Annotated in this window: 19 protein-coding genes; 7 read left to right on the plus strand and 12 right to left on the minus strand. The window is 39.0% G+C overall.

Translation table 11 applies throughout. From position 1 onward, the window contains the following. Positions 1-23 precede the first annotated feature (23 nt). Positions 24-1496 carry a sucrose phosphorylase gene (gene gtfA, locus GQR53_RS09420; protein ID WP_165743773.1) on the minus strand — a complete coding sequence of 491 codons (1473 nt, stop codon included), beginning with the start codon at positions 1494-1496 and terminating at the stop codon, positions 24-26. Positions 1497-1672: 176 nt separating this feature from the next. Here gtfA and GQR53_RS09425 point away from each other — a divergent pair, with 176 nt between their 5' ends. The 3 genes from GQR53_RS09425 (at position 1673) to GQR53_RS09435 (ending at position 6521) form a co-directional block, all read left to right on the plus strand. Beyond that, complete coding sequence (locus tag GQR53_RS09425; RefSeq protein ID WP_165743774.1) at positions 1673-2899, plus strand: MFS transporter; 1227 nt, start codon at positions 1673-1675, stop codon at positions 2897-2899. Positions 2900-3069: 170 nt separating this feature from the next. Then, entirely contained in the window at positions 3070-5460 is a 2391-nt protein-coding gene (locus GQR53_RS09430) for a TonB-dependent receptor (RefSeq protein ID WP_165743775.1), read from the plus strand. A gap of 113 nt (positions 5461-5573) precedes the next feature. Then, positions 5574-6521 carry a carbohydrate kinase gene (locus GQR53_RS09435; RefSeq protein WP_010553611.1) on the plus strand — a complete coding sequence of 316 codons (948 nt, stop codon included), beginning with the start codon at positions 5574-5576 and terminating at the stop codon, positions 6519-6521. A 260-nt stretch (positions 6522-6781) separates the two neighbouring features. Here GQR53_RS09435 and GQR53_RS20865 read toward each other — a convergent pair whose 3' ends face one another. From GQR53_RS20865 to GQR53_RS09455, 4 genes are all read right to left on the minus strand, one after another. Then, positions 6782-7018 carry a hypothetical protein gene (locus GQR53_RS20865; RefSeq protein WP_231619874.1) on the minus strand — a complete coding sequence of 79 codons (237 nt, stop codon included), beginning with the start codon at positions 7016-7018 and terminating at the stop codon, positions 6782-6784. Positions 7019-7174: 156 nt separating this feature from the next. Further along, entirely contained in the window at positions 7175-7555 is a 381-nt protein-coding gene (locus GQR53_RS09445; protein WP_002960091.1) for an STAS/SEC14 domain-containing protein, read from the minus strand. A 98-nt stretch (positions 7556-7653) separates the two neighbouring features. After that, complete coding sequence (locus tag GQR53_RS09450) at positions 7654-8346, minus strand: cupin domain-containing protein (protein WP_165743776.1); 693 nt, start codon at positions 8344-8346, stop codon at positions 7654-7656. A 49-nt stretch (positions 8347-8395) separates the two neighbouring features. Beyond that, a complete protein-coding gene (locus GQR53_RS09455; protein WP_165743777.1) occupies positions 8396-9016 on the minus strand; it encodes a glutathione S-transferase in 621 nt (206 codons plus the stop codon). 390 nt (positions 9017-9406) lie between these two features. On the opposite strand from GQR53_RS09455, the gene GQR53_RS09460 reads away from it, so the two are divergent. Beyond that, on the plus strand, positions 9407-9925 hold the full coding sequence (locus GQR53_RS09460; RefSeq protein ID WP_165743778.1) for a TetR/AcrR family transcriptional regulator: 519 nt from the start codon (positions 9407-9409) through the stop codon (positions 9923-9925). An 84-nt stretch (positions 9926-10009) separates the two neighbouring features. Here GQR53_RS09460 and GQR53_RS09465 read toward each other — a convergent pair whose 3' ends face one another. The 5 genes from GQR53_RS09465 to GQR53_RS09485 all read right to left on the minus strand — a co-directional run bounded on the left by GQR53_RS09465 (position 10010) and on the right by GQR53_RS09485 (position 16920). Then, complete coding sequence (locus tag GQR53_RS09465; RefSeq protein WP_165743779.1) at positions 10010-11479, minus strand: carbon starvation protein A; 1470 nt, start codon at positions 11477-11479, stop codon at positions 10010-10012. A gap of 258 nt (positions 11480-11737) precedes the next feature. Beyond that, on the minus strand, positions 11738-12655 hold the full coding sequence (locus GQR53_RS09470) for a carbohydrate kinase (protein WP_165743780.1): 918 nt from the start codon (positions 12653-12655) through the stop codon (positions 11738-11740). 2 nt (positions 12656-12657) lie between these two features. Then, on the minus strand, positions 12658-14181 hold the full coding sequence (locus GQR53_RS09475; protein ID WP_165743781.1) for a mannitol dehydrogenase family protein: 1524 nt from the start codon (positions 14179-14181) through the stop codon (positions 12658-12660). Positions 14182-14241: 60 nt separating this feature from the next. Further along, on the minus strand, positions 14242-15963 hold the full coding sequence (locus GQR53_RS09480; RefSeq protein WP_165743782.1) for a hypothetical protein: 1722 nt from the start codon (positions 15961-15963) through the stop codon (positions 14242-14244). A gap of 282 nt (positions 15964-16245) precedes the next feature. Beyond that, positions 16246-16920 (minus strand): HAD family hydrolase, encoded by a 675-nt coding sequence (locus GQR53_RS09485; protein ID WP_165743783.1) that lies wholly within the window; start codon positions 16918-16920, stop codon positions 16246-16248. Positions 16921-17347: 427 nt separating this feature from the next. On the opposite strand from GQR53_RS09485, the gene GQR53_RS09490 reads away from it, so the two are divergent. Together GQR53_RS09490 and GQR53_RS09495 are read left to right on the plus strand one after the other, a co-directional pair. Continuing rightward, positions 17348-18874, plus strand: coding sequence for a catalase (locus GQR53_RS09490; protein WP_165743784.1), 1527 nt, complete (start codon positions 17348-17350; stop codon positions 18872-18874). A 99-nt stretch (positions 18875-18973) separates the two neighbouring features. After that, on the plus strand, positions 18974-19489 hold the full coding sequence (locus tag GQR53_RS09495; RefSeq protein ID WP_010553600.1) for an ankyrin repeat domain-containing protein: 516 nt from the start codon (positions 18974-18976) through the stop codon (positions 19487-19489). 100 nt (positions 19490-19589) lie between these two features. Here the strand turns inward: GQR53_RS09495 and GQR53_RS09500 are convergent, their stop codons facing one another. Continuing rightward, on the minus strand, positions 19590-21638 hold the full coding sequence (locus GQR53_RS09500; protein WP_165743785.1) for a TonB-dependent receptor: 2049 nt from the start codon (positions 21636-21638) through the stop codon (positions 19590-19592). Between the two features lie 674 nt (positions 21639-22312). On the opposite strand from GQR53_RS09500, the gene GQR53_RS09505 reads away from it, so the two are divergent. Then, positions 22313-23869 (plus strand): PepSY-associated TM helix domain-containing protein, encoded by a 1557-nt coding sequence (locus GQR53_RS09505; RefSeq protein WP_010553596.1) that lies wholly within the window; start codon positions 22313-22315, stop codon positions 23867-23869. An 83-nt stretch (positions 23870-23952) separates the two neighbouring features. On the opposite strand, the gene yddG is transcribed toward GQR53_RS09505, so the two are convergent. Beyond that, positions 23953-24861 carry an aromatic amino acid DMT transporter YddG gene (yddG, locus tag GQR53_RS09510; protein ID WP_165743786.1) on the minus strand — a complete coding sequence of 303 codons (909 nt, stop codon included), beginning with the start codon at positions 24859-24861 and terminating at the stop codon, positions 23953-23955. Between the last annotated feature and the right edge of the window lie 207 nt (positions 24862-25068).

A 25068-nucleotide genomic window follows, 5' to 3' on the forward strand; every position in this document is an offset into this window, starting at 1 on the left:
GTTTGTAAATTACTTTTATAGCATTAAGCTAAAAATGAATTTAAGTTAATCGTTGTTTCTTCATCACCGTTTACCTGCGTAATCAGTGCATGGCGTAATTTAAAATCAACAGTAAGTGAAATAGTTTGCTCACCTAGTTGCCACGATAAACAACACATACTGCCTTCACCTTGCGCACTAAACTCACCTGCAAATGCAGGGTGTGAATTGCGAATTTTAATTAATTCAATTAAACCTTTTACTACAGGCTTATTTAAGGCTTTATCGATTATATTTGCATCTAAATATGGGCGGTTAATATCACGGCCAACATTTGTATTTGTCAGTAATTCCATATCGTTTTCGCAAGCAAATAGGCCGCCGTAATACACTTGTGGTACACCTGGTGCAAAAAATTGAATTGCACGCGACAGTAAGTAATCAAAGTCTTTAGCGCCTAATGCGTTGTAGTACGTACAGTTAACTTGATATAAGTCGACATTACTCGCCGCAGCGCCCGTAGCTTGGCGGCTTTGGTTGTTACTGTTGGCGTGCATTGTTTCGACTAGGTTATCAATCTGCTGTGCATTTAATAGCCCTGGTTTGTCGCCCATTGGACCTGCGTCAATAATGCCAATACCGTCATGTGTATCAAGTACAGTTAAGCAATTACGTGGCGAAATTTGTAACCATTTGAGCAGTGCATCTACATCGTTGTTAAATAAGCTGTGTAAAATAAGTGGTGGTAACGCAAAGTCGTAAACCATATTTACACGTTTTGCCACTTCTACCTGAGTTTGATAATGGCTATGTATTTCTGCAATGGTTTCCATGCCTAAATCGTTTGCTTGCTTAGATAAGTTATCTAGGTAACCAAATGTTTCATCAAGCATAAAGCAATTAGTGCCCGCTTGCTTAATGGCGTAGCCCGCCGCATCTAAACGAATAATATTTACATTGTTAGCCGAAAATTTAGTAAGTACGTTATTTAAATACGCAACACCGGCTTCTACTTTTACGTTTATATCGATTTGATTGTCGGTAAAAGTGGTCCAAAAATCATACATTTGGCCGTCGCCACAATGCATTGGCGTAAAACAGCTACCTGGGCGTGGGCGGTAAATTGCTTTTTGCTCAGCTTCGCTCATACCATTTGGAAATACATCTTCTTTGGTTAAAAATAAATCCCAAAATTCTGATTGCTTACCTTTAGCTAATACATCTTGAAACTGAAAAGACTGCGCCGATACATGGTTAACAATTAGGTCTGCCATTAAGTCGAGATCTTTACCTAATACTTGTATGTCTTCCCAAGTGCCTATTCTAGAATCAACTTCACTATGATCAATAGGGTCAAAGCCAGCATCGCTGCCATCAATAGGATTGTAAAATGGCAATAAGTGCACACCACCAAATACGCCTTTTAAAGGACCGTTTAAAAGTGTGGTTAGCGCGCCTATATTTTGGCCAGTGATTCGATCAGCATATGTGATCAATTGAACTTTATTCTTCATCATTGTGTGATTACCATGTTGAAACTTAATCGATTAAGATATATCTTTAACTAGCGAGTAAAAATTTACAAGTAATTTTTAATAATTTTACATACAAATTTCGTGGCTCACGTAATACTACAGTAAGCAACTGACTGACTTACGAAGTGTTAATAGAGAATTTAACGAGGAATAAACACATGACAAAATCACACACACACGTAAGCAGCGGCCCACTGCAACAAATACGCTGGCTTACATATATGATGTTTTTTATGTTTGCCATGACCTCTGACGCAGTCGGCATGATAATCCCCGAACTTATAAAGGACTTCGGTTTGAGCATGACTCAAGCTAGTGCATTTCATTACGCTCCCATGGCATTAATAGCCTTTAGTGGATTATTTTTAGGCTTTTTAGCTGACAGCCTTGGCCGTAAAAAAACCATTATGCTGGGTTTATTAATATTTTCTGCTAGTTGTTTTTTATTTGCATTTAGCACCAGTTTTACCTTCTTTTTAGTATTGCTTTGCTGCATAGGTCTGGCCATTGGTTTATTTAAAACCGGCGCACTGGCATTGCTTGGCGATATTTCACATAGTAACGACGACCATACTAAAACCATGAACAAGGTTGAGGGATTTTTTGGCATTGGCGCTATTGTAGGCCCTGCCCTAGTTGGTGTTTTATTAGTGCAAAACGTAAGTTGGACATACCTGTATATTACTGCGGGCGTAATGTGTTTAATACTTGCTTTATTAGCATGGCGCGCAGACTACCCTGACGTGGTTAAAACAACTGAAAAGCCTGCTTCGCTTGCCACTACCCTGAAAATGGTAAAAAACCCTTATGCACTTGGCTTTTCTTTAGCCATTGCACTGTATGTAGCGACTGAAGTGGCTATTTATGTATGGATGCCAACGCTATTAAAAGACTACACAGGCTCTTGGCCGCTCCTTGCCACTTATGCACTTACTATATTTTTTATACTACGTGCTGCAGGTCGCTTTATTGCCGTATGGTTACTAAACCGTTATAGCTGGCAAGGTGTTATGGCTTATTTAAGCTTAGGCATTGCGCTTTGTTATGTGGGTACACTTATTGGTGGTGTTGACTGGGCTGTAGGGTTACTACCTCTTTCAGGTTTATTTATGTCTATGGTTTATCCAACTTTAAACTCTAAAGGTATATCGTGTTTCCCTGCTGAGCGCCATGGAGCCGTAGCCGGCGTTATATTGTTTTTTACCGCATTATCGGCTGCTTTAGCTCCTTTATTTATGGGTATGATCAGCGATTACTTTGGCCATGTGCGCTATGGCTTTTACTTAGCAACAGGGTTTGCCGTGATTTTATTTGTAGCTATGTTGTTCAATTATTTACGCGACCCATCAATGAGTGCTTTACAAGAAAGTAACCCAACAGCTTAATAAACTTGTATTTCAATACAATAAAAACACCTTAAAAATCAAAATATGAATAATAAAAGAACAAATTAAACACAAAATGATTTGCTTATTGTAAAATATTTGTTATTTTTACTTAATCGATTAAGTGAAAATAACAAATCCTACTGGGATCAACACAACGAGGCGTTCACATGACAACACACAATACACCTTTATATTTAATCAGCGCTTTAGCACTTGCCGTAAGTCAAGGCGTTAACGCACAAGAAACAGACCAAGCAACACCTGAAGCATCACAAAACAAAGGTCTTGAAACAATAGTTGTAACCGGCGTACCACGTCGAACAACAATCATGGCTTCAAGCGTTTCAGTTAGTAGCGTATCACTTGAACAAGTTCAGGTGTCTACTCCTCGCTCAACAGCCGAGGCTTTTAGAATCATTCCTGGTATTCGTGCAGAATCGACAGGTGGCGAAGGTAATGCAAATATTGCTGTTCGTGGTTTACCTGTAGCATCAGGCGGTGCTAAATTTCTACAATTACAAGAAGATGGGTTACCTGTAATGCAATACGGTGACATCGCTTTTGGTAATTCTGATATTTTTATGCGATTAGATAATACGGTGCAAACAATTGAATCGATTCGTGGTGGCTCAGCATCTACTGCAGCAAGTAATGCACCTGGTGGCATTATTAACTTTATCTCTAAAAATGGCGAAAACGAATCTGGCAGTGTGTCTACAACACTAGGCTTAGATTACGACAGCGTTCGTACAGACTTTGAATACGGCACTTACTTAACCGATAGCGTGCGTTTTCATGTTGGTGGTTTTGTTCGACAAGGCGAAGGCCCGCGCGAAACAGGTTACACGTCTAATAAAGGTGGCCAAATTAAAGCTAACCTTACAAAAGATTTTGAAAATGGCTACGTTCGCCTTTATTACAAACACTTAGACGATAAGAGTGTTGGCTACCTTCCTATGCCAATGTACTCAAATGGTGACTCTATTGCTGGCTTTGATGCGCAGTCAGACACCCCTCACTCAGCGTTATTTACTAAAACAGTGCGCTTAAATGGTGAAAACCAAATTAGCAGCGGCGATATCCGTGATGGTATGAATCCAAAGGTTGACTCTGTTGGTTTTGAAGCTGTATTTGATTTAGATAACGATTGGCGTATTGAAAACCGTTTCCGTAAGTCATCAATTAGCGGTAACTTTAATTCACCTTTCACAGAACAAGTCGGTAGTGCAACATCAATAGCTGAAAGCATTGGTGGCGCAGGTGCAACCTTGAGTAACGCGAACACCGGTGAAGCGTTTAACGATGGTTTAGCAATGAAGATGGTGACATTTGATGTCACAATGAATGACTTCGGCTCTATAGTTAATGACTTTAAATTAACTAAATCGTTCGACGATGATACCAGCCTTACATTTGGTTACTATGCATCTACGCAAAACATTGCTATGTCGTGGTTATGGAATTCTTACGTAATGGAGCTCAAGGGTGACAATGCTGCATTATTAAATGTAACAGGTGCCGATGGCACTGAGTTATCTGAAAACGGTTTATACGCCTACAGTGCATTTGGTAACTGTTGTCAACGTGATTACGATACAGAATACGATACTCGCGCCCCTTACGTAGCATTTTCGACTAAGCTAGGTGATGTCAGTATTGATGCAAGTGCTCGCTACGATAGCGGTGAAGCTCGCGGAACATACGCAGGTGCAGTGACTTCAACAGTAGATATGAACCGCGACGGTGTGATCTCTGTGCCGGAACAAAATGTTGCTGGAATTGATACTGCAAACGCAAGCCCAGTAAACTATGACTGGAACTATTCGTCTTATTCAATTGGTGCTAATTACCAAATTGACCCAAGCCTTGCCACGTTTGCACGTATAAGTAAGGGCGGGCGAGCAAACGCCGACCGACTTTTATTTGGTAAAGTACGCGCCGACGGCTCTGTTGCAAAAGAAGACGCTGTTGATGAAGTGAACCAATTTGAGTTTGGTGTTAAAAAGCGCTTTGATTCATTATCAGTGTTTGCTACTGCGTTTTTTGCCGAAACTGAAGAGCAAAACTTTGAAGCAACATCACAAACATTTTTTGACCGTGAATACGAAGCAAAAGGGATCGAAATAGAATCTACTTACTTTATTGATGCATGGGATTTCCGTGGTAATTTAACCTGGACCGACGCAGAAATAGCCAAAGACGCACTTGCTCCTGAGGTAGTAGGTAATACACCGCGTCGTCAAGCTGATTTAATTTATTCATTAATGGCACGTTATAACTATGAGCAAGGCTCTGCTGGCCTTAGCTTTATTGGTACTACCGATGCATATGCACAAGATAATAACGACCTTAAACTTGACGGTTACACACAAGTAAATGGCTTTGTAAGTTATGACTTATCTGAAAACCTTAACATTGCCCTTAATGTAAATAACCTCTTCGATACAGTAGGTATTACAGAAGCCGAAGAAGGCTCAGTACCTGAAAACAACATTATTCGTGCCCGTGCTATTAACGGCCGCACAACGTCGGTAACTTTAAAATACGCTTTTAACTAAATGTGTGTATTGCGCTGCAGTGAGTAATCACTGTAGCGCCTTTTAAAGAATGAATAATTAACACCCTTCACGTTTTTTAGCCTAGCCTTGCTAGGCTTTTTAGGATATTCCAAATGACCAAACTTCTGTGCTTAGGCGAGCTATTAATTGATATGCTGCCACAAGATGCTAATAACTCTGCCTATTTACCTATACCAGGTGGCGCACCTGCCAATGTAGCTGTTGGCTATGCAAAACTCGGAGGTGAAGCTTCATTTTGTGGTGGTAGAGGGGACGATCATTTTGCCAATCAATTAAGTAATGCATTAGCGCAATACAATGTAAATACAGACTATTTATTTACCATTGCAGGCTCACAAACCGCTATGGTTATAGTAAGCCTTGATGAAACCGGCGAGCGTAGTTTTGGCTTTTATCGCCATAACACAGCCGATGTACTATTAACCCCGGCGCATTTAACGCATATAAATTGGCAAGAAATAAGCACACTACACTTTTGTTCAAACACATTAACCGAATCAGCAATTGCCAACACAACAGTTAAAGCGCTAGAACTTGCAAAAGCGAATAATAAGCTCGTCAGTTTTGATGTAAATTTACGCTACAGCTTGTGGGAAAACACAAGCGATATAGCAAGCAATGTAAAAGCTTGTTACACCTATTGTGACATAGTAAAACTCTCGCGTGATGAGCTTAATTTTTTAGCTCAGCATAGTGATACAACGAGCGATGATTACATTCAAACGCTATTAAATACCGGAGTAAAACTGGTGTTTTTAACCGATGGGCCAGAGCCTGCCAAGGTTTACCACAGCGCATTTACACTTAACGAATCTGCACCAAAAATAAACGCCGTAGATACAACAAGCGCAGGGGATGCATTTATAGCGGGGGTTTTATACTACTTAAATAACTTAGGAAGTGATTTACCACTAGCAGATAAACTAAATGATAAAGCGAGCGTAAAAGACGCCCTGCACTTTGCTCTTAAATGTGGTTCTAAAGCGTGTTTAGCAAAAGGGGCATTTCCGGCATTACCTGTACTGGCTGATGTACTTTAAATGATTAAAGCCCCATATTACGGGGCTTTAAATCAGAGTTATATCTGTTGCTTTATAAAGGTGACACCTTTAGGTATTTCATCTTGAGGTAACCGAGTAGAGTGCATTTGCGATAACAACCATTTATCGCCCACTTTTGATACAACAACGCTTTCTAACCAATAAATATCAATACTTCTTTCGGTGTTTTTAATATTGGCTTTATTCCAGTAATTAATAAAAGCAACATCTCCTTCTACACGCGAATTTATAACACTAAATTAATTTGTTCGTATGTAATCAGCGGGCTTAACAACATTTACAAAGTCATCAATAGTCCACACTTCTCCGTGCTCTAAAAGCAGGAATGAATCATCAACAGCCGCGCGCATTTTTGCGTGATCAAAGTTAGATACAGCTAAAAATAAATCGCTTACGGGCGTAAATATGGTGCTGTCTTTTGCATGTATCGATGTAGAAAATATCAGGAATGTAATAAAGGTAAGTACTTGTTTCATTGTTTTTATAATGTGTAGTTTGCTCAATAATAATTAGTGTATTTTAATACAGCAGTGTTAACAATTGAAATAAACCGAATGTAACTACCTAACAATGTTACCCATAGAGCAAAAAAGCACTCTAAAAGAGTGCTTTAATTTAAGTTTTCAATAAAGCTATTCATCTAGCCAATCTATGGCTGCGGTAGCATTTTCAAAGTATTGAACCTCACCCGATATGAACCAGTTACCTATTTTAGCCATTCGAGCTTGCCACTCTTTATTACCGTAAATAGCTACTTTTTTAAATTCTTTAGAGTGCTTAACACCTAACTTGAGGTCGTCCCACGCTGCGCGTAATTCCCAACCTTCAAGTTCGCTACCATCTATTAAGGCGTTTACAACTGGGTGCTTAACTTCGCCAAGAGCTGAATTTATCATTGGGGTAATTATTTTGTAGTCGTCGTGAGTAAGCGTACCAACGGCTTTAAGTTTTAAAAAAAACTCTCTTCCTGCACGTTCAAGACCAATCGATAAACCATGTGTTGTGTGTACCATTACTGCTCTCCTTAAATAGGCTGAGCGGTAAAAGTACACCTTCTAAAATTAATTAGTCCTGAACTAGATCAATAAACAATCTCAAATAAACGACTCAATCACGCATTTTGTACGCGAGATATCTGGTTTTCTACATCAGTTAAATGACCCGTTTTAAGCCATACTTTTGCACCATTACTTCCCGCTTTAACGTTAACGGAGCTATTAACAGGTACTCTTAACCAACTGTTTTTTACAAGGGTATCGGCTTGCTCATCAAATGAGCCTTCAAGTACTAGCAGCTCAGCTCCACCTTTTGCGCTTATAACCATGCAGGCGTTGGGCTTAAAGTGCAACAAGCTTACCTCTTCAAAGTCGTCTTTGTATAAAGGGGTTACGGCAACATTTTTAAAACTAGGATGCACCGTACTTTGCATCAAATTTGTTTGCAAACGCACGTGCGTTCGATCATCTGGTTGAAACTGCCATAACTTTACAAATATAACGCAGCCATTTTCAGACCCCGGCTTATGCTTTGATTGCGGTGGATTACGGATATAAGAACCTGCCGCAAAGTCACCATGCTCATCTTGAAATCCCCCTTCAAGCACAACAAACTCTTCACCGCCTGTATGTACATGCGGCGAAAACTCACTGCCAGGTGCATAACGAACAATGGTCGTTGCGCGAGCAACTTCGTCGCCCACTCTATCGAGCGCTCGCCTATCAACGCCCGCCATTGGCGATGCAACCCACGGGAGCGATTCGCTATGTACCACAACTCGTTTACTAAAATCGGCAGCTATTTTCATGTTTGGCTCCTAAGCGTAACTTCACTTAAATTTTAAATTAATAACCTAATTAAGCTGCAACACTTGGGCGTTTTGCTACTTTTTCTTGCCATGCAACTAAATGGGTAAGCTCATTTGGGATTACTATTTGTGCAAATCCAGCAAATACCAGCCCAGCATACAATGTAATATCAGCAATACTAAACTGCTCGCCGCCAACAAACGCCGATTGCGCTAGTACATCATTAAAATAGCTAAACCCTTGGCGCGCTTTTTCGCCTTGTTTTTCACCCCAAGCCACATTTTGATATATTTCAAGCTCAGGACCTAAGCCATCAGTTGCATGATGAAAGTAAGTTGCCACAGCGTCAAGCACCATAGATTCTGCACGCTTTTGCATCATGTTAATTACTGCACGCTCTTTTGCGGTTTCACCCATTAAAGATGTGCCTTCAAATGCGGTATCAATATACTCAGTAATAGCGGTACTTTCTGATATAAACGTGCCGTCATCTAGCTCTAATACGGGTACACCTGCTAATGGATTTTTAGCTAAAAAGGCTTTTGTTCTGTGTTCACCATTTAATAAATCAACAGGTACAAACTCAACATTTGAAGTGGCATTTTTTTCAGCTAAAGCGATACGAACGCGAAGTGGATTTGGAAAGTTTTCTACATCATAAATTTTCATAGCAATCTCTATCTTTATTGTTTAAAAGTGAGTTAATGGCAGCTACCTACCTACTGATAGGTAATTTATAATATTAAACTAAATTTAAGTCAACGTTTAAATTTTTCTGATTTATGGGATTTAACTTAATTCATAATAAAATTAGGGAGTTGCTTAAAAGTAAAAACACTTGTAAATAACTACCTACTGGTCGATAATTTTGCTGTACCAATTGCATTAAATAAGTGTTCTATTGTTGCGCTAAGAAAATAGCGCAATAACAAGGCGAAAATCATGACATGCAGTTGTTCTGTATGAATAATTTTTAACGCAGTTAGTGAGTTATTTAATGCGATACAATGATCATGTTTTTAAAAAAACTGGTATTACTGCAGATAGGAAATATTAAAAATGAGTAAAAAAGAAGCTTTATTAAAAGCCGCTGAAAACAAGGTGCGACTTGGCGGGTACAGTAATTTTAGTTTTAGAGAGCTAGCCTGCGAAGTCGGCATTAAAAGCGCCAGTGTGCACTATCACTTTCCGACTAAGGCCGATTTAGGTGCAGAGCTTGCTCATCAATATACTGATTCTTTTTTAGCAGCTTTAGGCGAGCCAAACGAACTTAAAGCAAACGGTAAAAATCCTATTGATGTGTACACACAGCTTTTTAGACGTGCATTAGTAACCGATAAAAAAATGTGTTTATGTGGTTTACTAGGAGCCGAAAGCGATAGCCTTCCAGATAAAGTACGCCTTGAAGTAAAACGCTTTTTTAATCAAAACCTAACATGGCTTAGCGCTGCACACTTAACTAATGGTGAGCCTAACCCCGCTCAAGCAGCTATTCAAACAGTGAGCCTGCTTGAGGGCGCTATGATGATAAGCAAAACGCTCGATGATAATAGTTACTTTGAACTTGCAACTCAGTAATACCTAAATTTAGTACACAAAAAAAGCGAGCTATTGATAATCAATAGCTCGCTTTTTTAATGCTTGAAATAACTTATGTGATTATTAAACCGCTGTTGGTTTAACTTTATGCTTAGAGTGCACAATAGCTAAAACAATTAAGCCAATCACTGTTACTACAGCGCCAATAGGTTTACCTAAATCGCTTGATAAGTTAAGACCAATTGTCGCAGTGCCAATATAAGAAACCGTTACCGCTGTTGCTATAACAGCAGGAACACTGGCAATCCAATGGAATGTACCACGGTCAAACAAGTACTTAGTAGCAAGCCATAATACGCTTGTAGAAAGCAGCATGTTTGAAAATGCAAAGTAGCGCCAAATTAATGAGAAATCGAGCTTAGTCATAAAGTACGCTATAGCAAGTATAGGCACCGCCACTAATAAGCGATTACGTAAACTTTGTGGAATATTAAACGCATCAACAACTGTTAAACGTAGTGAGCGGAACGCTGTATCACCAGAAGTAATTGGGAATACGGCTACTGCAATAATTGCCATTATACCGCCAAATACGCCTAAGTAACTGTTAGCTACATGGTTAACAACTAAGCCTGGACCACCTTGGTCAAGCAATGCTTTTAAGCCCGCGTAACCATCTGGGAACGCTGCAATACCAGCAAGTGCCCATACACAACCTACAATACCTTCACACATCATAGCGCCGTAATAAACTGGACGTACGTATTTTTCGTTAGTTAAACAACGCGCAATAATAGGCGCTTGAGTAGAGTGAAAACCACTAATAGCACCACAGGTAATTGTTATAAATAACAGTGGCCATGTTGGTAGTCCATCTGGGTTTGGCTCTAAAAAGTCATGTGCGTGGTCAGCTTCAAAGTAAGCTAAAAAGTCACTTGGTACCGGTAAGTGCGGCGCATTAATAAGTAATGAAATAGCAATTGCCACTGTCATTACAATCATTAGCGCACCAAAAATTGGGTAAAACTTAGTGATAATTTTATCAATTGGTAGCAAGGTCGCTAAAAAGTAATACGCTAAAATAGCAAGTACCCAAAAGGTGTTGTTTGCCAGTATTGTACCTTCAAAAAAATCAAGGTTACTTAGCAAACCTGCAGGGCTCATAATAAATACTACACCTACAAAAAACAGTAGCATGGCAGTAAATACTAGCATAAAGCCTTTAAATACGACGTTGTAATAATGACCTGCGATTTCTGGTAGGCTTTTACCGTCTTCTTTTATACTCATTACACCTGAGAAGAAGTCGTGTACAGCGCCACCTAAAACATTACCAAGTACAATCCATACTAGTGCAACGGGTCCATATAAAGCACCTAAAATTGGGCCAAATATTGGACCTACGCCAGCAATGTTTAAAAACTGAATTAAAAATGCTCGTACAGGGTGAATAGCTACGTAATCAACACCTTCGCTAAAGCGTTTTTGTGGTGTGTCAGCAGTTGAATCCAAACCGGCTTGTTTTTCAACAAATGGGCTGTAAAACTTATAGCCCAGTATTAAAATAGTGAGGCAGATAAAAAAGATGATCATAAAGCACGTTTCTCTTTTTGTATTTTAGTTATAGAGCGCATTGTGTGTCGCCCCGCCTTTTCAATCCGTGAATAATCGACGAACGATAACAAAGCTTTAACCCTCAAACAATAAGACGTTTAGCTAATACAATAATCAATATAAGCCACTATTTACGCAACCTGCGCACTTAACACTCACTTATCGCCTGCGTCTTATTTTAGGCACAAAAAAAGCGGTTAAACTTTTACGTATAACCGCTTTCACACACAATGTTTTTTAAAGTGGGTTCATAAACTCACTAATTTGTTGATGCGTTAAAGTAGGTGTTGCACCAGAACTTTCGGCGACCATTGCTCCAACGGCACATGCAAAGTCAACGGCATATTGCGCGTCGTCGTTGCTACAAAGCTGATAAATTAACGAACCTAAAAACGAATCCCCTGCGCCAACAGTGTCAATTACGCTAATTAAATAACCTGAATTATAAAAATTTTCGCCTTTGATTGTTAATAAAGCACCGTGGCTGCCTTTGGTTACACATAAGTAATCGGTATTTGTTTGCTGTGCTATAAACGCTAAATTTTGTTCAAGCGAATGAAACTTACAACCCATCGCTTTTGCAATTTCGTATAGCTCTTCATCGTTTAACTTAATAAAGTCTGCTTTATTCATTAAATCTACAAGTGTTTCTAGCTTGTAATGCGGTGCACGTAGATTTACGTCAAATACCTTAAAGTTTGCTACATCAACTAGTTGATTTAACGTTGCTAAAGACGCTTCGCTTCGCCCAATTAGGCTGCCAAATACAAATACATCGCTACTTTTAACTTTACTAAGTAACTCATCGGTAAGCGCTATATTATCCCACGCAGTATCTGCCACTATTTCATAACTTGCAGAGCCACCACTGTCGAGCGTTACCTCAACCGTGCTAGTTTTTTTGTCACTATTAATAGCAATGTATTCGCAGCTTACGCCTTTGCTAGTAATTTCGCCTAGTAACTCAGCGCCTAACTCGTCGTTACCAACAGCGCTGATCATGTCGGCTTTAATGCCAAGTGAGTTAATACGCACACACATATTAAGTGGCGCGCCACCTAAGCGTTTACCTGAATCAAAACAATCCCACAGTACTTCGCCAAAACAGCTAACACTTACGTTTTCGCCTGATTTAAGATTAATTAAAATGCTCATAATTAGTTACTCTTTTGATCAAGTACAGCCTGCATAATGGCTTTAATTTTACTATTAGGTGCATACAACGCAGCAACCGACTTTTTATACTCAGCAGTAAACGTTTCGTTATGCTCAAGCTTACCAAACAAGCTCGTTAACTTTAAAAATGCAATCGGGCTAGTTTGAGTCTCTTGCGCGTAAGAATTAAGCTCTTTGTGCATCGCATCTTGAATTTCAAGTTGCTCGCCGTTTTCACTTAAACCTTTATCGCTGTATAAACACCAAGTAGCAATAACAAGCGTTGCCAGTGAAACATCTCGACCTTGTACTAGGTTTTCGTTAATTGTGGCAATTAAAAACTTAGGCAGTTTAGCTGAGCTTTCACTACAGATACGCGCTAGGCTGTCTTTAATATTAGGATTAGCAAAACGCTCTATTAACGTATCTTTGTAACTTTCAAGGTCAATGCCTTCAAGTGGTTCAAGATTTGGCGTTACTTCTTTATCCATAAAAGCACGTAGGTATGTGGCAAATAATTCATCCGATACCGTTTCGTCAATAGTGCCGTAGCCATGGATTGAACCTAATAAACCAAGTACAGAATGCCCTGCATTAAGTAAACGTATTTTCATGGTTTCATAAGGCGTTACATCAGTAACAAACTGAGCACCAACAACATCCCAATTTGGACGAGAGTCACTAAATGTGTCCTCTATTACCCATTGTGTAAACGACTCACAGGTAATTGGCCACTCGTCGCTAACACCATATGCATCAACCACGTAATCAATATCACTCTTTTTAGATACCGGAGTAATACGGTCAACCATCGCATTTGGAAACGATACGTTTTGCTCAATCCACTCACTTAGGTCTTTGTCTTGCTCTGTAGCAAAGGCTAAAAGCATTTTGCGTGTTACGTTACCGTTGTGCTGAATGTTATCGCACGACTGCACTGTAAACGCGCCTAGGCCTTGCTCTTTACGCAGTTTTAACGCAGCAGTAATGTAACCAAACGCTGTAATTGGGTCGTTCGGGTTATTAATGTCGTTAATAATATCTGGATTACTGGTGTCAAACTCGCCCGTTGCAGGGTTAAAGTTGTAGCCGCCTTCGGTAATAGTAAGCGACACAATTTTAGTATCGCTGTGCGCTAACTTATTAATTACCGCTTGTTTGTCCTCTGGAGCAAACAAAAAGTCGATCATTGAGCCAATTACTTTGTTATCTATTTTACCGTCTGGGTGTCTAACAGTAAGCGTATAAAGGTAATCTTGCTGCTTTAAAATATCACGCAGACCACGGTTACCCTCTAAAAGGCCAACACCACATATACCCCATTGCTCAGAGCCCGGAGTTTTTAAAAGCTCGTTAACATACACTGCTTGGTGAGCACGATGAAAACCGCCCACACCAATATGTACAATACCGGCTTTAACTGCGCTACGGTCGTAGGTTGGTGTATCAACATGGCTTGGTAATTGAGCCAAGCTCTGTTGGTTTAGCCCTGTAACTAGAGCGTCAGTGTGTTGATGTTGCGTCATGGTGCGACCTTACTAAACAAAAATAAAATATAAATTACGATACTGTATTACGATAAGTAATTACGATGCTGTATTGAGTACTTTATGGCGCTTTAATGACCAGTACGCAGTAACAAAATAAATAACAGTACAAATAAAACAGGCTATTTCGAATTGCGATTTATTAGCGCTGTACATACTCATAGTTTCACTGAAAAACATCACTTGGCTGGCAAATATAAAAATAATAACCAGTGAAACCGTAGAAACCGCGTTAAGTACTTTTGTAAATACAGAGCTGTCAATTACAGGCTTTGGAATGTCTTTAGCCTCAGCTGCTTGATATTCTTTAATATCACGTTGCTCTTGCTTTTCTGCTGCAATTTCTTGTGTGTAATCGTCACCAGCGCCGTATTTTTTAGCTAAAAGCGTGTAAACAACAATGGTGAAAATCCATGTAGGAATAAACAAGTAGTAAAACGACATTACATCAATTGCGTTTAAGCCAAAGCCAAACACAAGTGCTAACGCCCAAGATGCTATAGCCGGTACGCTGCGGGTAATATTTTTATATTTAGCCCAGTAACGTGTTAGGCCAATTTTAGGAAATAACACATGCTCAGCAAACACAATGCCGCCTACTGGTACAACTAATAAGCCTGCGTAAGTAAGTAGCGGAAGCATTTGAGAAAATACAAACGGGAAACATGCAATAATTACGGTTACAACACCTACAATAGCGGTTGTGCGTTCACGTGATTGATTAACAAATATAGATTGTGCTGCAAGGCCTGCACGGTAAAGGTTTGCGTTAGCTGTAGTCCAACCGGCAATAATTACAATAACAAAACCAGTCCAACCTAATGCATGGTATGCAACATCGCCCGGATCAAGTGATGAAATAGTTGTTTTAAGTAATACCGCAACACCTGCGCCCATAATACCGGCAGAGATCCACGCTAAGTAATGACCAAAAAACATGCCCACACCAGAAAACAAACCATAGCTTTTGCGTTTAGCAAATCTAAAAATAGCCATGTCGATTAAACCAAAGTGAGTTATTGAGTTAGCAGCCCATGCAAAGCCAATCACTTCTAATAGGCCAATGCCCTTTTCACCATCGGCATTGGTGCCCGTCCATATGGAGGAGTCGCCTATGGTCATAAAGTCGCTAAAGCTAGTTAAAGAGGTAGAACCTAATACGTGATTTGAAAGCTCAGGAAATAACGCGAACGAGCCTGCAATAAATATAACAAATAGCCACGGCGCACACAGCTTTGAAAAGTCAGCAACCGTAGAAAAGCCATACATCGCAACAAATACAACAATAGAGCCAACAGCTAAAACAATGGCTACAAACCAAAAGCTATTTGGATACCAATCAAGTTGCGCAGGTATATCAAACAAAAACCGCACGGCGGTGGAGGATACCGTGATCATAGCGGCCGATATAATACTAAAAATAACCACGTTAGCCCAGTTATAGAGCTTGGTCATTGAGTTACCAGCGATTTTGTTTAAGTAGTTATATAAACTTAAGCGGGTTTCTACTGCAATGGGTGCAGTAATCAGCCACCAAGAACACATTGCTAACAGGTTACCTATTAATAAACCAAGTAGAATATCGATGGTTGAAGCGCCTAATGCAACAAACGTTGCACCAATAACAAATTCAGTAGCCGCAACATGTTCGCCGGCGTATAGCCCTGCAAAATGCTTCCAGCCGTGAAGCTTATTATTAGCAACAGGAAGTTGCTCTTCGTTTACATCTTTAAATGTTTGTGTGTGTGGACTCGTTGCCATGGTATTTCCTATTGTTAACAGCAAAGCATTTGATACCAATCTGCATAACTATTTGAATAATTTAACGAGTTAAATAAACCCCCATATTCAAGCAGATTGGTATAGTACCTAAATACTTTGCCTTTTATAATTTGGCTTATAAACGCATGATGTTTTGCCATGTTTTGTTTTATTTTTAGTAAAGCAAAACCATCTACATTTATATTTTGCGTTTGCTTGCCTGTCAGTGTGTAAGGCGAACAAATCACGTTAAAAACTTTGTTTATTTAAAAAGCTGCGTGTTTACTGCTTTTTAAGTGCAGGGTATGCACTAAAAAAATCTTGCCAATGCGTTAAATGATCAACATTTGGGTAAGCACTGTGTACATGATTAACAGAGCCTTGCATATGTTGCCCACCGCTGTAATGCAGTACTTGCATATTGGCGTCAATTCCTGCATTTACGCCTGCTTTACTGTCTTCAATTACTAAGCAATGCTCTGGCTTTACACCCATTCGCTTAGCTGCATGTAAAAATAAATCAGGCGCTGGTTTACCACGCTTAACTTCGCTGCTGGTAAAAACCGTATCGCTAAAGTACTTACTTAAACTCACTACGCTCAACGCTTTTGCGGTGCGTGCTGGGCTGCTGCTAGTAGCTATACAAATAGGCACAGCTAAATTGTTAAGTACGTCTTCTATATCATCAGTCGTGGTTAGTCCGGTTTCAAATTCGTTTAATAGTGCCTCGCGGTAGTCACCTTCAAAGCTTTCAGGAAGAGTGACATTAAATGCATCCGCTATTTTTTGGCTTACTGTTTTAAAGTTGCAGCCTAAAAAGTGTTGCTGTACATAAGCGCGGTCAATCTCAACGCCTTTTTCAACAAGCATATTAATGAGTACGTGTGCGCTTAAAATTTCGCTATCAATAACAACGCCATCACAATCAAATATCACTAGCTCAATATTAGTATTCATCTTGTCACCTTATTCAAACTGTTTGATTTAGCTAATTTAAGCATAACGAGTTAAGCGCGATTAATATTGTGCAACTTTTTAGCACAACCCAACAATGGGCATAAGCCCATATACTGAGCATATTCCCTTTATTGTGCGAATATGTCAACACACTGTAAGTATAAAACGCACCAGCTTGGTGAAAATACCGCCAGATAAAACTAAAAACCCTTGTATTTAATAAATTTTATAAAAGCATATTGTGACTAAGGTCGTAGTAAAAAAATTACATTAATGTAAAAAGTGTATCTGCAAATTCATTTCATCTGTTTTACAAATCACATCAATCTAATTAATCAGTTTTACCGAAGTTAATAAAGTTAATACTATCGTTAACAGATTAACAGCCTGCACCACTGCCGGCACTTTTAAATAGATGAGGTCGACAATGAATACTCAAATAAACAAAACAAAATTAACACTAACTGCACTGGCACTTGCAATGGCATTACCGGCAAGCGCAGCAACAGCTCTTACTAAAGATAACGGCGCAGCTGTTGGCGACAACCAAAATTCAATTACTGCTGGCGAACGCGGCAGTGTGTTATTAGAAGACGTACAACTAATTCAAAAACTACAACGCTTTGCACGTGAACGTATTCCTGAGCGTGTGGTACATGCGCGTGGTACGGGTGCTCATGGTGTATTTGTGGCATCAAAAAGTTTAGATGATTTAACCATGGCAGCACCTTTTACCGAGGCCGGTAAAGAAACTGGCGTTTTTGTACGTTTTTCATCGGTAATTCATTCAAAAGGTAGCCCAGAAACACTGCGCGACCCACGTGGCTTTGCGATTAAATTTTACACCGATCAAGGTAACTGGGATTTAGTGGGCCTTAACTTACCGGTGTTTTTTATTCGTGATGCAATTAAATTTCCAGATATGATCCATTCATTAAAGCCATCACCTGTAGATAACATTCAAGATCCTAACCGTGTTTTTGACTTTTTTTCATACGAACCAGGCTCTACTCACATGTTAACGTGGGTTTATAGCGACTACGGCACACCAGCAAGCTTACGTAAAATGGATGGTTGGGGTGTACACTCTTATAAAATGATCAATAAATCGGGCGATGTTAAGTACGTTAAATTTCATTGGGTAAGTAAACAAGGCATTGAGAATTTAAATGCAAAAGAAGTCGCTGAAGTTCAAGGCCAAGACTTTCAACATTTAACGCGTGATTTATACAGCGAAGTAAATAAAGGTAACTTCCCAGAATGGGATCTATACATTAAAACGCTTGATCCGTCGCAGCTTGACGACTTTGATTACAACCCATTAGATGCAACAAAAATGTGGTTAGGTGTAAAAGAAGTGAAGGCAGGTACATTAACGCTTAATCGCATGCCAACTAACTTTTTTCAGTCAACAGAACAAGTAGCAATGGCACCGTCTAACATTATTGCGGGTATTGAACCCTCAGAAGATAAGTTATTACAAGGGCGTGTATTTTCATACGCAGATACGCAAATGTATCGCCTTGGTGCTAACCATCAACAGTTGCCAATTAACCGTGCAAAAGTTGAAGTGGTTAACTACAACCAAGACGGCGCAATGAACTATGGTAATACTCAAAGCAACGTAAACTATCAACCAAGCCAAGAAAACGTAGCTGAAAACCCAATTGCCCGTAGAAGTAATACAGAGCTTAAAGGTTTTGTACAACAAGCCGCTATTAAAAAGCAGCAAAACTTTGCGCAAGCAGGTGTTTTATACCGTGGTTTTAGCAAGCAAGAACGTACAAACCTAATTAATAACCTAGCAGGCGATTTACGCAAAGTGCAAAACAGCAGTGTTAAACACAAAATGCTTAGTCACTTTTACAAAGCTGATAGCGAGTACGGTACACGCTTAACTAAAGCTGTAAACGGCGATATTAAAATGGTTAAACAACTAGCCGCTAACTTATAAGCAACTAGTTAAAAGCAATTAGTCCCAACTAAATAGCTATTTAAACCACAACCATGAGGAAGGAATAAACCCCTTCCTCTTTTATAAGAGACAATTGTTATGCGTAATTTATTAATTATAGTCGCTCTACTGCTAAGCTTTACCAGTAGCGTTTACGCTCAAAATACATCAGATACACAAACACCCAGTACGCAATCTGAAACCCAACATTCTGCAAAAACACAATACGAGAGTTTATTTGCTTATTACTTTGCCGCAGCACGTACAAACGACACCGCTGTAATAGAGCAATTTGTAGATGCTGGTATTCCTATCGACAGCTACAACAATAAAGGCTACACCGCGTTAATGATTGCTACTTACCATGGTAATAAAAACACGGTCAACACACTTTTACACTTAGGCGCTAATGCCTGTCTAGAAGATAACCGTGGCAACACAGCGCTAATGGCCGCTATTTTTAGAGGTGAATTTAGTATAGCTAAAACACTCGTATCACTTGATTGCGACAACGCGCATCAAAACAAAGCCGGTCAAACAGCCGAGCAATTTGCACAAACATTTGGTCAACAAAAAGTTATAGAGTTACTAGCGCAGGTAAATAATGCAAAATAATCTGCACGCAACAAAAAGCCCTAAAATAATAGGGCTACTTTGTTTATTAAAATTTACTGCTTAATTTTAATAGTCATCCTCATTATTTAATTAATGCACGTTAAAAACGATACGTTACTGAAGCACCTAACGTTTGAGGATTCACTACCGCAACATAACCTGTTGGGTAGGGACCACTTGCAGGTTCAACTGACGTAAATGCTTCTTCATCTAATGCATTATTAATAAAAGCACTCACCAACCAATGATCGCTGTTATAGCTTATTGTTGCACGCGTAATTGTATAACCTCCGGCAACACGCTCTTCTGTATTAGTTAAATCTCCATAGTAATCGTCTACATAATTAGCGCTCACATTTAACTTTAAGCTATCTGTAAACCAATGCGATAACCCTAAACTTGCAGTTAGCTCTGGTGCTGAGTTTAATTCGTTACCTACTGCATCTGAATAAGTCGCTGATTCATCTATTTTAGTTTTTAACAAACCTAGCCCTGCATGTAACTGCCATTGATCATCTAACATGCTATATGCTTCAAGCTCTAAGCCATAGCTATGTGCATCGTCAATATTAGTGATTTTTCGACTTGAGCTTAAGGCTTGATAACCATTAAAGTTATTGTAAAAAATATTAGCACTAATATTTAAATCACCATTATTTAGTACGCTACGCGAGCCTACTTCATAGGTATTTACTGATTCTTGCTCGTAGTAATAATATTCTTGTGCAGCAAAATCTAAGGCACCACCACCAGCGTTATAACCACGGCGAGCACTTGCCGATAAGGTAGTGTTGTCAGTTACTTTATATTGAACAGCTACCGTAGGTAGTTTTATCGTATTAGAATTATCTAATTGCTCAACTAATCTGCTGCCACCAAAAGCCATATCAAAATTACGAAGTTGTTCTTCACACTCAACTCGCAGCCCCGCTGTTAACGTAAGCTCATTTGTTAACTCAAAGCTTGTTTCGCCATAAATTGCTTTAGAGTCACTACTATCGTCACCAAAATAATTGGTTGCACCAACGCTTTTAAAGTCTTGTTCACGGTCAAAATAAGCAATACCTACAAAGCCCGAATAAAAATCACTATTTAAGCCAAAGTTTAATTTACTATCAATTGTGATATTTTTTTCATCCATAGAAATATCAGACTCCGCACTGGCAAGTGCCTCATATGCTTCAAAGCCCCATTCATAATCCATATATGCGAGTAGTATATCGAACGAAAAGTTATCATTTATTTTATAATCAATATTTACCTGAGTCGTGTCTGACTGGGTATCCATATCGCGCTGAAATAAAGGCACATAATCAAACGGTTCATCACCTTCAAAGTACTTACGACCTGTATTACCCTCTTCACTGTAGGTAGAGTAAGTTAGCTGTACAGCTAAATCTGTTGTTGGGGTATACAGTAATTTTGCACGCGTACTACTGGTATTAAGCTGATTTAAGTTTTTATCTGTTGGATTGGTTTCATGTATCGTTGGGTTGCTAAAGGTTTCACCATATACATATTGAGTAGACAAACGAAATGCTAGTACATCTTCAATCAAAGCCCCCGAAACAACAGCGGCTGTATCAAGGTAACTATCTTGATTTCTATACCCAACGCGTACAGCACCTTCAAAATCTTGTGTTGGTGCTTTGGTTGTCATATAAACTGCACCACCAATGCTATTACGACCATTGCTAGTTGACTGCGGTCCACGGTATACCGCTATTTGATCTATATCCCACAAACCTGTATCACCGGTTAAATCAGCTACAAATGGCTGACTTACACCATCAACAAGCGTTGATACTCTTGCTTTAGAGCCTCCACTAAATGAGTTAAAACCTGTTGCACCACCATTACCCGACACACCGCGCATATCTGGCACGGCTCCAGTAAGTACCACTACATTTGCCATTTCTGCCAAAGCTTCTGAAACCGAACCTAGTTGTCCATTTTCTAATAGTGACTTATCTACCACTGCAACCGATGTAATCGTATCTTTGAGTGACCTTTCGATTTTTTCGCCTGTTACAATAATTGTATCTATTGATTCTCGACTTGTTTCATCAGCAAATGCATTGCTTTGAGCCAATAACAAAGAGCTTGTAATCAGTAGTGAAAGTTTATTAAGCTTAAATGAAGCTACCACAGTTATTTCCTTTTATGGATAGTTGTTTTATTTTTCGGAAAAATAGCACAAACATACACTTGTTGCAATTGAGTTTAATTATCATTTAGAATAGCAATATCATTAACAAGTATTTTAATTTATGTTGCAACTTACCCTTTCTCTTATTTTATTTACTGCTACATCCCTGTTTTATCTTAGTAACCGCCACCAACGGCTACTAAGCAAACCCATTAATAAAAGTTGGCGCAAGCTCGCATTTATCCTTTTTGTTATTGCAATACCATTAGCCTTATATGCTTTTTCTAATGCGGCAGCCGTATTTTTTATCATTTTAATGATAATGCTCGCTTTAATAATAATTCCGCTCGTAAGCCTGATTAAACACAAGGAAGTAAAATAATGTCATCTGCACAAAGGCAAAAAATAAAACCAACTTGGCTTGGTAAAAGTTTGGCTGGTTGTTTTTTAGGGCTAGCGCTAGCGTTTATTCTCGTTGCTTTTTTTGCATGGTACGGAGCGGGAGGCATAGATGCGCCCGACAAAGTGCAATTTAATATGTGGATGATACCCATTTTATGGTTAACTATTTTTAGCTTCACCTACCTGTTTAGTTCAGCAAAAAATGCTTGGCTGACACTTGGGGGCTTAAATATAACGCTATATAGTTTATTTATAATTTTAAGGAATTGGCTATGAGAGTAAGAGCCGATATTTTGCGTACCTACCAAGGCGTGCATACATGGACAGGAATAATTGCAGGTTTAGTACTTTTTATAGGTTTTTATGCTGGTAGTTTAACCATGTTTAAACACGAATTAGCACAGTGGGCAAACCCCGCCAGTGCACCAGTGACTAAACCACAAACTAACAATCACCAAACATTAGTTGATCAAGCAATAGCTAAGTACCCTGAGCAAATGGGTAATGGTTTTTCTCTCGATTTATTAACAAATCAAGCGCCACTATCTTGGTATAGCCAAGGTAAAGAACGCGGAATGAAACTTGATAATCAATTACAGGTACTCTATCTAAACCAACAAAATAATCTTGTAATACAGCAACAAAGTGAGAATAAACTTGCAGATTTAATAGATTACTTACATCGAACCGCAGGGTTTGCAGGCGAAATTGGGCACGACCAATCAGGCGTATATATACTCGGTATAGCATCTGCGCTGTACTTTTTAGCATTGGTATCTGGCGTAATTATTTTACTACCCACGCTTGTAAAAACCTTTTTTGCGATTCGAAAAGAAAAAGGTGCCAGTCGCTTTTGGCTCGATAGTCATAATTTAGTTGGAATCGCCAGTTTGCCTTTTCATTTAATTATAGCGTTTACTGTGGTGGTATTTGCATTTCATGATCTAATTTATGATGGTCTATCAGCATTTTATGGCGATAAATCCTTTTTTCAACGACCTGCCCCAGCAGCACATAATTATCATATTGCAAACTTACCAAGCATAAATAAACAGCTCCTAGCGGCAAAAAACTACGCTCCAGGTTATGAGCCAATTCATATTTCATTTAGTCGTTTAAATACAAACAGTCCGACAGCAACATTAAAAATGAGTAATAACAGCGCTGTCGTTCGCGGACCTGATACCGACTACTTATTCTTACACCCCTATACATTAGAAGTACTTAACTCAAGCTATCCGCAAGGAGATGATGGTGTTTGGGGTAATATAGTAGGAAGTTTCTTTTCACTTCACTTTGGTACTTATGGAGGTGAATGGGGACGTTGGGGGTATTTTGTTATGGGACTACTTGGCGCATTCTTATTTTACTCTGGTAACTTATTATGGCTAGACAAGCGCTTTAAACAAGATGCCAACAAACGAAGTACACGATTTATGGCAAATTTAACAATTGGTGTTTGCTTAGGGTCAATGATTGCAGTGGTTGCCACTTTATTACAAGCTAAATGGACTAACCAATATATGGGTAACGCAAATTACAGCTATCTCTATAGTTACTATTTGGTATTTTTTGCCTTTGTTGCTTATACCTTTTTTAAAGGAACTCACCACGCTAGCTATTGGGGCTTAATGGGTATTACACTTTTATCTGCTGGAATGGGGGTTTCAACACTTATACAGGCTTTATTAGCTGATGATTTTTTAAAATATTATCAAAGCGGTTTTGTTGATATTAGCGCTGCAGTATTTGCATTAATATTTTATTATTGTGCAAAAAAAGTTAGAAATAAATCAGTAAGCTATGCCGTTATACCTGCAAAATTATAAAGAAAAACTTAATGAGGCGTATTGCACGCCTCATTAAAGTTATAAATTTAGATTTAAAATATAAAAACATTAACTAACGTAGATTAGTTTACTGTGCGTTTAGGCTTTTCTCGCGTTACAAAGTAGCAAATTAGCGAGCCCACTGTTACCAGTACAACCCCTTGCCAAAACGAAGCACTCAGCGTAATAGATAAATACAACGCCGAAATAATAGTAGAAAACACCGGTGTAAAGTACGAAAGCGTTCCCAAAAGCATTAAGTTACCGCCAATAATAGCTTGATTCCACAGTGCATAACCGCTCCCCACGACTACACCAGCTAATAGCAACGTTATGCTTGAGCTGAGCGAAAACGTTAATGGCGCTTCATTACTAAAACCATATTGCGCCCACAAACTCATTGCCGTAACAGTAAAAAATAGCGTAATAGCATTTTTACCATTACTCAGTTTTTGCGTTACTACGCAATAAATAGCCCATATAAACGCAGCAGCTAATGCCATTAGATAAGTAGCAGGATTATCTGCAAAGTTAGTAACAAGCGTATCGAGAGACATTTCTTGATCGCCCGTAATACACCAAGCAACGCCTAAAAAAGCAATAATCATACTTGGGTAAACCCAGTAACTTACTTTTTTACGACCAATAATAATAGAGAGTAATATTGTTAGCGTGGGCCATAAATAATTAATAACCGCCATTTCCATCGCCTGATAACGACTATTTGCCATACCAATAGAAAGTGCCAAACAAATTTCGTAAGCTACAAATAATAAAGTACCTACTACCAAGTAACGTTTTGAAAAACCACTAAACTTGGGTGCTCCCATAACCAAAATTAAAAATATTGCACTGACAGAATACATAGCCGCAGCACCACCAATGGGGCTAAACAACTCAGAAATATCCCGTAGTAGTGCCACTAAGCAGCTCCACAGTAATATTGCAGCGACTCCATACAGTGTATATTTATTTTTGCTTATAAAATCCATTTGCCAATCTAAAAGTACTACTCGTAAATTTGAAACTAAACTAACAGTAATTATTTAATTAAACAATAAGGGTCTGTTGATCTTTCAAGGTTAAATTTGCAGCAGTCTGTTTGGTATTTAGGCAAGGCAGAGCCTATATAGTGTGGTTATTCCCCATTAATGGGCGATAACGTAGCATTAATGCCAAACAGGCGCTGCCCAAAGGGT

The organism is Pseudoalteromonas sp. Z9A6, assembly GCF_011378805.1.
GTDB lineage: Bacteria > Pseudomonadota > Gammaproteobacteria > Enterobacterales > Alteromonadaceae > Pseudoalteromonas > Pseudoalteromonas distincta.